Source organism: Pseudarthrobacter lactosi (assembly GCF_055412785.1).
On the sequence record NZ_JBVAYS010000007.1, the window covers coordinates 23809 to 36329 of the forward strand.

A 12521-nucleotide genomic window follows, 5' to 3' on the forward strand; every position below is an offset into this window, starting at 1 on the left:
AGATTGTTCCTGCAATTTTCGCCTCCCGAAGTCACCAACTTCAACCGTGGTGCCTTTGCTTGGCAGAGCTCCACAATAGAGGTATCTGTCAGTGCGGATTTTATTGCTGTGCTCGTGGGACTCACGCCCATACGCACCCGAGGCGACCACGCAGGCTGTATTTGGCCCAGCGCAGCACCGAGGGCCTCGTCGACGATCATCTGACCCTCGAGTGGTTACGGCTGGCGGGTGGCCGACGGCGGCTTTGCGGGTTCGTGTCCAAAAACGAGCCTGGTTTGAGTTAAAACTACCCGGAACGGGTCATGTGTAGGTGTCCGGCAACGTGAAGACTTGCGAGATACTGCGCATGAGCGCATACAGGGGGCCCCACCTAGGAACAGCCAGGAGTTCAGGATGGTCAATGAAACACCACTACCGCAGTCGACGATGAAGTCGAACGCGGTAAGCGCCACAATTTCGAAAGGCGCCGAGGTTAGATCGATCGATTACGTACCGCCTGGCGAGCGCCATGGCACTGTTCTTAAGCAGAGCCCGTTTTGGTTCATCGGGAACTTTCAATTCAGCACGGTGGCACTGGGCCTCATCGGCCCGGCCTTGGGGCTGAGCCTGGAGTGGTCGATCCTGGCGGGCACCGCAGGCCTGCTCTTCGGGACAATTTTCATGTCGATGCACGCCTCCCAAGGGCCCGTTCTCGGACTTCCGCAGATGATTCAGTCAAGGGCGCAGTTCGGCTATCGGGGTGCGGTTCTTCCCTTAAGCGCGACCCTTCTCGTGTTCGCCCTCGGAAGCATCGTGAGCACAATGCTCATCAGTTCGGGACTGAACAGCCTGTTCGGATGGGACCGCAGCATCATTGCGATCATCGTGGTCTTAGGTTCCGGTGTACTTGCGGTCTACGGGCACGAGTGGCTGCACAAGGCGTTCCAGATCATACTGTTCGTTTCGGCGCCCTTCTACCTGGTTCTCACGATTGCGGTCCTCACGGGCAACGCCGGAGGCGCTGCCACATCAGAGGGGGGATTTGATCTCACGAGCTTCATGACGGTTTTCGCAATCGGTGCCGGCTACAACATCGGCTTCGCTCCCTACGTTTCGGACTACTCTCGCTATCTTCCCGAGACGACGCGGGCCCGTGGCCTCGTCTTCAGCGTTTTCGCGGGCGCAGCAGGATCCGGCATCTGGTTGATGGCGCTGGGCTCTTGGCTGGCCAGTAATTTGGGCGTTTTTGACGTCTTTTCTGGGCTGCAGCAGGCCGGAGATACCGCGTTCGGAGGCCTGGGGACGGTCATCGTAGTGCTGTCTGGCGTGAGTCTCATCGGGACATTGGCCATCAACAACTACAGTGCGTCTCTGTCTGTCTTGACGATCCTCGACAGCTTCCGCTCGATCAAGCCCACTCGGGCCCTGCGTATCGGGACCAACGTGGGCTACGCGGCACTCGTTCTGGCCGCGGCCTTGGCTGTTCCGCTGTCCTATCTGGACACATTGAGCAATGGTGTCCTGTTCATCTTGTACCTCCTTATTCCTTGGACGGCGATCAACCTAGTTGATTTCTTCTTTGTGCGTCGTGGCCACTACGCCATTACAGATCTGTTCCGTGGGGACGGCTTGTACCCGATGTACGCATGGCGCGGCATGCTGGCATACATCGTGGGCTTTGCCGCGATGGTCCCCTTCGTCAATTTGACGTTCTTCACAGGCCCGGCGGCCGAGGCCCTGGGCGGGGTCGACTACGCCTTCGCGGTGGGCCTTTCCGTCTCCGGTGCGTTGTACTACGTAACCGCACGCTCACTCGATCTCAAGGGCGAGGCTGCTGTCGTAGAACAGAGCAACGAGGAATTGAAGGCCTCCTTCGTGCCGAAAGCCGAGTCACTCCAAGACTGACCCTTCCTGTCTGTCCGGCGGCGTGTTTCAAGGCAGGAGTGTCACATCGGTGTGATGTGACACTCCTGCCTTCATCGCGCCACTAGCCCGGTCTCCAACTCCTACCATTAGATATGGCAGACGTGCAGCCTCTCATCGCCAGCAAACTTGAGCCGCCTCTGAGCGGTGCCATTGTCGTCACGCGCCCACGTTTGTTCACACGCCTAAACACCGCCGTGCAGTCCCGTTTGACGTCCCTGACATCACCGGCGGGATGGGGCAAGACGCAGCTCCTTTCATCATGGATCGAATCCGGTGCCGCCCCATACCGCACGGCATGGGTGTCGTTGGACGCCGCAGAGAATGATCCCGTGCGCTTCTGGAACTACGTGATCGCTGCCCTCCGTACGACCGTCAAGGATCATGGCGCCGGGCTGGAGAACATGTCAGGCTCATTGGTCTCAACACTGGACTGGCGCGTGTTCCTCGCCACGATCGTCAATGCCCTTGGAGAGCTTGAGAATCCGGTGGTTCTCGTCCTCGAGGACTCGGACCAGCTTCGCGATCCCGTCGTGCTGGAACAACTCGACTTCTTCATACTTCACGCGCCCAAGATGCTTCGGATCATTCTGACGGGGCGGTCGTTACCTGTTCTCTCAGCGGAAGCACTCCGTCTGCGGGGCCACGCAGCCGAGCTGCAGCCCCGGACCCTCGCCTTCAGTTCAATGGAAACGTCACAGCTTCTCAACTCCTACGGCATAGCCCTCGACCCGGAGGCCGAAAAATCGCTATGTCAGAAGACCCACGGGTGGATCTCCGGACTGCAAATGGCAGTCCTGTCCGCGATGGACTCGCCCCAACCTAGCTCCTACCTGTCCGAATTTGTCGGTGATGAGCCCCTCGTGGCCGAGTACCTCCTGTCCGAGGTTTTGAGCAACCAAACACCCGGCGTCCAGCGATTCCTGCTGCGCAGTTCGATTGTGTCGTCTTTGACTCCGGCGCTTGCCACCGTACTGACCGGCCGGTCAGATGCCAGGGAAATTCTTGAAGGTCTCGAACGCAAGAATCTATTTACTGCCGCGACTTCTCCCGGGAGGGACGAGTTCGCCTACAGCCCAGTGTTTCGGGCTTTTCTCCTCAGTCATCTCGTTCAAGCGTACGAGCAAGATATAGGCTCACTTCATCTCGCCGCGAGCCGGTGGTACAAAGCAGAAGGGCGGGTCGTCGAGTCGATCGAACACGCTGTGCAGGCCGGCGACAGACAGGGCCTTCTGACCATGTTCGGCGCCGGATGGCTCGCACTCTACTTCGACGGGGAATACGGAACACTTCAACGTCTCCTGGACAGCATGGATCCGGACGTGACGGCATCGAGTGCTGAAATCCTTGCGGTCCGTACACTGGTGGACCTCGCTAGCGGGGAAGGCGTTGGTGGTAGTCAGCAAAACGATCTTGCGAGCCCTAGGCGGTCACATGGTGAGGTGGAGACGCCGGGCTTGATCGCCGCAACTTCGTTGATCGGTTTGCACAATGCGCGGGCGGCTGTGGATGCACCCGCCGCCCGAAAAGAATGGGAGAGGCTTGCCGAGTTCCCAGGAATCACAAACCTAGAGTTGTCGCATGACCTCCGGGCCCTGGCACTCCTGCATCTCGGTGCCACCGAGTTTTCTGCGGGCGAATGGACGGAAGCAGAAGTTCACCTCGCGGAGGCCCTGCCGCTCGCCAGACGGACTGGCCGGGAATACATCGTACTGGGGTGCCTCAGTCAGCTCGCCCAGCTCGCAACAGGAAAGAATCAACTCTCACGCGGCGCTCGGTTGGGCCAGGATGCCCTCGAGATCGCCGAGCGCCGCGGCTGGACCCATACATCCGAGGCTGCAGCAACCTGGCAAATCCTTGCATGGATCCACCAGCTCAGGGGAGAACTCGATGAGGCTGATCAGTGCCTGGACCACGCAGATGATGCTTCCCGCCGAAACCAGCCCGTCATCAGCGCCATAGTTCACTGCGACCAAGGTCTGGTGCTCGCGCTCAGAGGTGACAAGGGCGCAGCCCTACCCGCCCTCCGAGACGCGGCTGAATCCTTGCAAAACGTACAGTCAAGGTTTGTCTTCTGGACATTCATCTGCGCAGAACAGGTTCGATTGCTTTCATCGCTTGGAGATTCGGACGGCGCGCAGAAACTACTCAACGAGATAGCACCAGTCGTTCCGCGCACCATGCAGATCGTTCTTGCCGAATCGCAGATTCTGCTCGATACCGGCAGGGAAGACGAAGCCCTCGCAACGCTGGAACCGGCCCTGACCGGGCGCACCGAAGGGCCGCACGAGGACAGGATGCAAGCGCTGCTCATGGCAGCAGCCATCAATTACAAACGCGGTCACATGGTGAGTGCGCGCAGATACATCCACGCCGCGGTGCAGCTCGGCCGCCGAGAGCGGCTCCGCCAGCCGTTTATGCGGATGGACGACCTGGTAGCCCCAATCTTTCGTCGGTATATGGCCGATCCGTTCACCGGCCCCGTGGACGAATACATCGAGTCAATTCTGGCGGTACTTTCGCAAAATATCAGACCTGTAGACGGGCCGTTGCATGAACCTCTGTCCGATCGGGAACTCGAAGTCCTCCGGAACCTTCCAGAGCTCATGACGGTCCCTGAGCTCGCCGCCGAATTGTTCATTTCGGTCAACACCGTCAAGGCCCACTTGAAGAGCATCTATCGCAAGCTCGGCGCGCCCAACCGGCGGAGTGCAGTCAAGATCGGACGCAGCCTCGGGCTACTCTAGCCCGCCACCGATTCAGCATCCATGACGCCGCCGGGCCCGAACCTGTCTCTGGCCGCCGGAATCGAACCACCCGTTTCGGGGCATGTGAGCAGCACAACCTAACTGCAATTCTTGAGGGAGAAGGCCCGGAGGTCGGCCCATCCATTCAACATACTGAAACTCAAGGAAGCTTGCCATGAAGCGCATGGCCCTGGTGAACAGCAGATGGCACAGGCCATCCACAGAGTGCTCGCAGTCACTGCGAACTGTCCCGGCATTGCAAAATGAGGACTGTGTAGTCTGCAGCTCCGCCCTTGACTTCCTCGACTGCCCGTTCTGCCGAGGCGTCGGGCCGGAGTCACTCCAGCCAGCGCACCCCCGAGCGTGAAGCGGACGAAGAGAGTCGCTCACGGTTTCGACCCATAGACCTTGTGGGACGAATCCCATGCTGCGTGACCAGGATGTCGTGGCGGTCTGCGCGGATGCAATTCGGGCGGACAGTTTCTACGATGGTGGCCAGTTTGCTCTTCTCGTTACTTCCAGAACCGGGTCCGGGTAGTGAGTGATCATCGAGTTGCCAAATCCTGCGGCGCCAGGCCATTCCATGTTCAAGCGCTTCACGCCACGTAGGCGTAGGTGCCCGGCAGGATAACGTCTTCGAAGATCCGTTTTCAGGACGAAGTGCGGAGTCGTCCGGTTCGTGATTGTAGATCACGAATTGCCCGACCTGGAGATTTCGGACCACCCTTTGCATTGTCGCCGATACCTCCACCGGCCTCGAGGACTGATCCTTCGAGTCAATCCAGGCGGTACTTTCACATATCAGGCCTAGACAGGCCCCTTGCAAGAACCTCTGTCGAAGCGGGAGCTCGAAGTCCTCCGGACCTTCCAAGGCTCATGACGGTCCCGAGTTCGCCGCCGAATATGTTCATTTCGGTGAACACCTTCAAGGCACTTGCAGAGCATCTCAAGATCGGACGCAGCCGCGGCCTTCTCTAGCCGGCCACGATTCAGCATCCATGACGCCGGAGGGCCAGAGTCACCCTCGGGGCCGACGAACTCGAACTACCCGTTTCGGGGCATGTGAGCAGCGCCACGTCGCTGACATTCTTGAGGGAGATTCGAAACCACCACCGAAAAGAGAACTTCCATGGACACCGAGATTCAGTCGTTGACGCCGACCGAAGAATCCCACGAGCCGTCGCCCCTTTACGAGAACGGCGTAGTCCCCAAGGAGGGGGAGAAAGGGCTCTACTCCCAGACATGGTTCCCCGTCGCCCGTTCGGAAGAAGTACCCCAAGGAAAAGTGCTCGGCAAGGAGTTCCTGGGCGGACGAGTCACCGTCTTCCGCGGCGAAGACGGCACCGCATCGGTCGTCTCCTCATACTGCCCTCACATGGGAGCCGATCTGTCCGGTGGTGACGTCCTGGACAACGCCATCCGGTGCCCCTTCCATTACTGGCGTTTCGAACGTGACGGGCGTTGCACTAAGACCGGCAGCGGCGACGCTGTGCCGCAAGGCGCCAGAGTCTTCGCCTTCCCCACCCAGGAGCGGTTCGGTGTGATCTTCGCATTCAACGGCGAGGAACCTCTGTTCGATCTGCCCGGATTCAGCGTGCCGGACAACGATCTCGAAGTAGTAGGCATCACCGAGTTCGAAATCAGTGGTGATGGCTGGGAATACATGTGCAACACCTTCGACTTCAACCACATCATCTGGGTCCACGGCCTCGAGTTCGACCCCCCACCCATGGACGGCATCACCTGGGACCAGTGGAGCGGCTCGTACCACATGACCGGGAACGACCATGGCTATGATCTCGAACTGGATCTCACCATCATCGCGACGAACTTCTTCCGATCGGAAGACATGTCCGGAGATCGTCTCGGGTACACCATGTACGCGTGCAAAACCACCAAACCCGGCCATCATGTGGGCTATCAGATCGTCGCGACGACCAAGGGCGACGGCTCGGCCGAACAGAAGGCCGAGATCGAAGCGTGGGCCACGGAAGCTATGGCATGGAACGAGAAGATCGTCGGTGAGGACGCGCCGATCCTCAACACGATGCGATTCCGCCCGCTCCGCCTGATCAAAGCAGACGCGCATCTGCGTCGCTATCTGCGCCTGCTCAGGGATTTCCCTCGCGCGCATCCGTCCCGTGACTTCATCTGACATTCATTCGCAGAAGCATTTCAACATCCCAGCCCAAAGAAAGTGCCATCATGTCGGACACCGCAGTACAGCCCGCGAACATAGAGAACCCTAGGGCTCTCGCCACCCGCGCGGTCTCAGATACGTATGAGCTTGTAGTGAGCTCACGAACGGAACTCGCCGACGGAGTCCTGGGGCTTGAGCTAGTTGACCCCAACGGTGAGCCTCTTCCCTGGTGGGACCCGGGAGCGCATGTTGATGTCACCACACCGGATGGCGTTGTCAGGCAGTACTCAATGTGCGGTGACTTCGGAATCGCAAAGTCGTGGCGCATCGGTGTTCTCCGTGCGCCCGACAGCCGCGGAGGTTCGGAGTCGTTGCATCTGAAGGTTCAGGCCGGTGACCGGCTGGTCGTCGGCAACCCCCGCAACAACTTTCCTCTGGCACCGGCCAGTTCTTACCTCTTTATCGCCGGCGGTATCGGGATCACGCCAATCTTGAGCATGATGAGGGCCGCGAAACGACGCGGCGCCGCCCGGCACTTGCTTTACAGCGGAAGGCGCCGGGACTCGATGGCCTTCCTTGATGAGCTCGCGGAGTTTGACGCCGGCGAGTATTCTCTCGTCTTCTCCGACGAGGCCGGCCATCCGGATTTGGAAGCCCTGTTGGATGGCTGCGACGCCGGCACTCAGATTTACTGCTGTGGCCCGTCGGGGATGATCCAGGGATTGAACGACGCTGCGGCGAAGTATCCGCTGCTCGGAGTCCATGTGGAGCGCTTCGGGGCCCTCATCGATCCTGCGCTCGAAGCCGTTCCCAACGAGCCGTTCGAGGTCGTTCTCGGCTCAACGGGGGAGGTATTGCCTGTCGCGGCCGATGAAACCCTTCTCGAAGTCCTCGAACGCCGGGGTGTGGCCACCGTGTCCAGCTGCCTTGAAGGGCTGTGCGGCACGTGCGAAATCGGGGTCCTTGCGGGAACACCGCTGCACCGGGATTCCATCCTCACAGAGGAAGAACGCGAAACATGCAAGTGGATGATGCCGTGCGTGTCCAGGTGTAAGGGCAAGAGCCTGACAATCGACGTCATTGTCCCTTAGCCACCAACTGCCGCCCGGTCGAGGTCTCGCAGGATCCCCGCGACCCTCTGGCTGAATCATCGCCCGGCCGCTATCTTCCCTATCCAGGAGCCTACTGACTGGCTCCACCCGTCTGGCCACCAATTACCCAAAGTGGGCGATGTGTGGCGGGAGACTACTCGAGAGTATTAGATCATGACAACGCAGCCTTCGTGGATCGATGAGATCACGCTTGAAGAAATGGAAGTCGACCCCTACCCGGTCTATGCCCGCCTCAGGACTGAAGCGCCCATCGCGTTCGTTCCGGCATTCGACGCGTGGTTCGTCACCAGACGTGACGATATTGTCGCTGCGCGTCGAATGAGTGAGATTGGCGTCGCCAAGAACGCCGAATCGATCGGGCGTGCAGTGGGCCGGCCAAATATTCTTCAATCGGATGGCGAGGAACACCGGGACCTTCGATCGGGAATCGACCCGCCCTTGCTGCCCAAAGCCGTCCCCACCTATGTGGAGGGAATGGTTCGGCCAATCGCTAAGGCAATAGTGGACGCCCTTCCGGACAGCGGTGAGATCGATTTGCTGGAGGCCCTTGAAACGATCAGCGGACTTTCGCTGGCCAGGCTGCTCGGATTGGATGTGGATGCGTCGACAATGCGCCGATGGTTCCACGGGCTGGGTGCCGGAGCTGGGAACGTCACGATGAATCCGGAACTCTTCGAAATCTCCGACGGGGTGCTGGATGAGGTCAAGGAAATCGTTGACCCGCTTCTTGCAAAGTTCGAACACGAACCCAACTCGGGGCTGCTGTCGCATATGATCCACAGTGGCAGGGAGCAGGGCTGCCCGCGAACACGGAACCTCATTTATCCGTCGATCCTGATCGCGATTGCTGGCGGAGCCCAGGAACCCGGTCACCTCGCCGCAAGCACCGTCAGCGGACTTCTGACACGGCCCGAGCAGATGGAGCGCGTCCTCAAAGACAACACGCTGGTCAAGGCGGGCATCAACGAAGGGTTACGGTGGCAACCTCCCTTCACCCTCGTGGACCGCGGCGCAAACCAGGACTTTACCTTCCACGGCCGAGAAATCGTGGAAGGGGCAGTGATCGAATTGGCCATCGGCTCGGCAAACCGGGACGAAAAGCACTTCGAGAACCCGGACTTGTACGACCTCGACCGTCAAGGTCCTCCCCACCTCTCCTTCGGATACGGCCCCCACATCTGCGCCGGACGCAACTTCGGGAGCGAAGTCGCCCGGATGACGCTCGAGGAACTCTTCGCACGGTACTCAACCATCACGGGTGTGGAGGGGAAACCAGTCCTGACGCGTGGATTCCTCTCCCGCGCTCCCAAGACCCTGCACGTCATGCTGTCCACAGAATGAACCACGTCGGAGCCGGAGGGCCGTACTGTGTACTTTTTACAATCTGAATATCAGCAGCGGTGGACGAACGCACAGTCTGTCCTGGTGGAACGTCAGCTGGATTTCGCACTCGTCTGGGGTCGCAGCGCCGGCACACATGATCGCTGCGCCAACGTCGTCTACTTGACCAACTACTACTCCGTGCAGCCCGGAAATGACGAAGACGGTGAACTCTGGGAAGGCGTCGGCCAGTCGGCGGTGATCCTCTCATCAACCGGGGATGCACCCACTCTCGTTTGCGACATGCCCGAACCGACGGACATCGCCACTGATGATGTGGTCTACGACTGGATCATCACCCGAGGTGTAGCCTCGGCCTTCAAACGCAGGGGGGTTCAAGGAAGGGTGGGACTCGTCGGATATTCGCTGATGCCTGCCAAGTATCTAGACAAACTGCGCGCGCAGTTCCCCGCAGTTTCATTCGTTCCTGCCGATGATGTGCTGGACGCCGTCCGCCGGCAGAAGAGCCCGGCCGAGTTGGACTGCCTCCGCGAGGGAGGAGAAATCTTCACTAAGGCCATGACTGCCATGCTGGCGGCGGCCGTAAGGGGCGGATGCTCACAGGCCGAAGCGGCGGCAGCCGGCCACAGCATTGCAGTTAGCCACGGAGCAGTTGCCTTCACGCCAATTGGCAGCGGTCGGGCACCCTACCGCTGGTCCGAAGACGTCCGCACGGGAGCCTCTCCCCACATTCCGCTCGTCGAAGGAGACACATTCCGATCCTGGATGTACGGTCCTGCGTTTCAAGGATATTGGCTGGACCCCGGGCGCACGGTCGTGGTGGGCGGCAAGCCCTCCTCGCTGCAGAAAGAAGGCATCGAAAGCGCCGCCGCCATCGTCGACTCCCTTGCGGCCGCCGCCAGGCCCGGAACCAAGGTCCGAGACCTGATCGCCTTGGGCAAAAAACTACGCGCTGCGACCGGAACCGCAGAGGACCAGGCAAGCTCGGCGTGGCCGGTATTCGGCCACGGCGTCGGGCTCTTCTGGGAAGGCCCCAACCTCGCGGCCGAAGCGGACGTCGAGGACAACGAAGATGTGATCCGCGAGGGCGACGCGCTTGGACTGGAAGTCTTTCTCTACTGGCCCGATATCGGCAGCGTAGCCATGGAAAACAACATAATCGTGGGGGCCACCGGCCCCGAACTAATTACTCCAATTGAGGTGGAATGGTGGTAAACACAATGACAAACGTGGCAGTGTGCCAGCTGGCGCTGGTCTTTGGCGATGTAGAGGCAAACCTTGAGATTACAAGGCGGGCGGTCCTCGAAGCGACAGCAAACGGAGCCCAGGTGGTGGTACTTCCCGAGCTCGCTAACACCGGTTATCACTTCCAGAACAGGCACGAGGCCCAAATCTTGGCCGAACGCATTGATGGTGCAACAGTGTCCGCCTGGTGTGAACTGGCAGCCGACACCGGCGCAGTCATCGTCGGTGGTCTATGTGAACTCGACCTCGAGGGCAAGGTTCGCAACAGTTCAGTCGTTGTCGACAAGACGGGTGTCCGCGATGTCTACCGCAAGACTCATTTGTGGGACCAGGAGCTGGCCATCTTCGAACCTGGCCATGAACAGCCCAGGGTGATTGACACGCCCCACGGACGTATCGCGACTCTCATCTGCTACGACATTGAATTTTCGGAATGGGTACGGCTCGCGGCACTCGACGGTGCAGACCTCATTGCTGTGCCAACCAACTGGCCGCGAATGCAGGCGCCGGCAGGAGAACGTCCGTTTGTTGTTGCAATTGTTCAGAGCATGGCCGAAACCAATGGGGTGTTCATCGCCGTTTCCGACCGCGCCAGAAATGCGGAACGAGGACACGAATTTTCCGGGGCAAGCGTCGTGATTGGGCCGGACGGATATCCGATGGCGCCGCTTATCCTGTCCGGTGAGCCTGGCACGACTATGGTCTCGTGCGATCTGAATTCGGCTCGAGACAAGGTCGTCGGGCCGTTCAATAATGTGCTCGGTGATCGGCGGGTCGACCTCTATGAACGCCTCTGAGACGAATTCGGTATTGACCGTGTCCGGCAGACCCCGAGAGTCATGACGCACAGGCGCCTGAATCCACGGAGCCTGCCACCACATGAACCCGGCATCAACTCACAGATCGTGGCGTTCTCTCAGGGCACAGGCTACCGATTTAGCGGTTTCACCTCGCAGGATTCGACGGGAACATTAGTCGGTACGGGCGATATGGCTAGACAGGTCGAGCAGGTCTACCTCAACGTGGCTGCGGCCCTGCAAGCGGTAGGCATTACGTGGCGGGAAGTCACCCACCTAGCCGTCTACACGACCGATATCAGCAGTTATGTCGCCTGCGAGGCTCTCATCGTGAAACCCCTATTCGGAAGCTGCCCGCCTGCCTCGACAGTCGTCGAAGTCGTTCGTCTGATCGATACTCGCTGGCTAGTGGAGGTTCAGGTCGATGCAGTCGACTCCGCCTCGAACGCGAACATCCCACTCGGCATTTGACGTTTCGCGCGAGTCCACCGCTCCTGGCCGAACGAATAGTCGGGAGGGTCCTCCTGACACGGATTGATATCCGTGCACCACGGACCTCGCGGCAACCACCACTAGTTCTAACCAATTTGTAGCCAAGAGGAGTAAATATGAATCTAAGAGTCGACGCGGGCCCCCATGCCCTTGAAAACAGGAGCGAAGACGTAGCAGCACGGCTGATCCTGATCTCCAACGAGATCTCGGAAACAGCATTCAGGGTTGATGAGCGACAGCTGGCCGTCCTGGCAAGCCACATGCAGCTGGCCAACCGGGTATTCGTTGCTGGAGCAGGACGCAGCGGATTGGTCCTCCGGATGGCGGCTATGAGGCTGATGCATCTTGGTCTGATCGTCCATGTCGCAGGTGAGACCACCACCCCGGCAATCCGACGGGGCGACCTTCTGTTAGTCGCATCCGGATCCGGGACTACTGCCAGTGTTGTCCAGTCGGCACGGGCGGCTGCAAAGGCGGGGGCCACCGTCATCGCGATCACGACGGCATCTGAATCCCCCTTGGCAGCCTTAGCAGATGCGTTGGTGCTTGTACCTGCCGTGCAAAAAACCGACCACGGGTCCGCGGCGTCTAGACAATACTCCGGAAGTCTTTTCGAACAGGTGTCCTTCGTTGTCCTGGAGTCCGTCTTTCAGTGCCTGTGGGACGAGGATGCACAGTCGGCCGAAGAGCTATGGCTGCGGCACGCCAACCTGGAATAAGAGACGCATCACTTCAAGCCAGATCA

At 59.7% G+C, this 12521-nt stretch carries 9 protein-coding genes; all 9 read left to right on the forward strand.

What is annotated here, in order from left to right; translation table 11 throughout:
* The first annotated feature begins 393 nt into the window (after positions 1 to 393).
* The 9 genes from ACZY0Q_RS19835 to hxlB all read left to right on the forward strand — a co-directional run bounded on the left by ACZY0Q_RS19835 (position 394) and on the right by hxlB (position 12495).
* Positions 394 to 1884: a purine-cytosine permease family protein gene (locus ACZY0Q_RS19835; RefSeq protein WP_463919440.1), complete on the forward strand. Its 1491-nt coding sequence runs from the start codon at positions 394 to 396 to the stop codon at positions 1882 to 1884.
* A gap of 113 nt (positions 1885 to 1997) precedes the next feature.
* Complete coding sequence (locus tag ACZY0Q_RS19840) at positions 1998 to 4649, forward strand: LuxR C-terminal-related transcriptional regulator (protein ID WP_463919443.1); 2652 nt, start codon at positions 1998 to 2000, stop codon at positions 4647 to 4649.
* A 1129-nt stretch (positions 4650 to 5778) separates the two neighbouring features.
* The gene (locus ACZY0Q_RS19845) at positions 5779 to 6804 is read left to right on the forward strand and encodes a Rieske 2Fe-2S domain-containing protein (protein ID WP_463919445.1); all 1026 of its coding nucleotides are present in this window, start codon (positions 5779 to 5781) and stop codon (positions 6802 to 6804) included.
* A gap of 50 nt (positions 6805 to 6854) precedes the next feature.
* The gene (locus ACZY0Q_RS19850; protein ID WP_463919447.1) at positions 6855 to 7880 is read left to right on the forward strand and encodes a PDR/VanB family oxidoreductase; all 1026 of its coding nucleotides are present in this window, start codon (positions 6855 to 6857) and stop codon (positions 7878 to 7880) included.
* Between the two features lie 174 nt (positions 7881 to 8054).
* A complete protein-coding gene (locus tag ACZY0Q_RS19855; RefSeq protein WP_463919449.1) occupies positions 8055 to 9242 on the forward strand; it encodes a cytochrome P450 in 1188 nt (395 codons plus the stop codon).
* A 27-nt stretch (positions 9243 to 9269) separates the two neighbouring features.
* The gene (locus tag ACZY0Q_RS19860; protein ID WP_463919451.1) at positions 9270 to 10457 is read left to right on the forward strand and encodes a M24 family metallopeptidase; all 1188 of its coding nucleotides are present in this window, start codon (positions 9270 to 9272) and stop codon (positions 10455 to 10457) included.
* A gap of 5 nt (positions 10458 to 10462) precedes the next feature.
* Positions 10463 to 11284, forward strand: a complete 822-nt coding sequence (locus ACZY0Q_RS19865; protein ID WP_463919454.1) for a nitrilase-related carbon-nitrogen hydrolase — start codon at positions 10463 to 10465, stop codon at positions 11282 to 11284.
* 108 nt (positions 11285 to 11392) lie between these two features.
* Complete coding sequence (locus tag ACZY0Q_RS19870) at positions 11393 to 11755, forward strand: RidA family protein (protein WP_463919456.1); 363 nt, start codon at positions 11393 to 11395, stop codon at positions 11753 to 11755.
* Between the two features lie 137 nt (positions 11756 to 11892).
* Positions 11893 to 12495, forward strand: a complete 603-nt coding sequence (hxlB, locus tag ACZY0Q_RS19875) for a 6-phospho-3-hexuloisomerase (protein WP_463919458.1) — start codon at positions 11893 to 11895, stop codon at positions 12493 to 12495.
* Positions 12496 to 12521 lie beyond the last annotated feature (26 nt).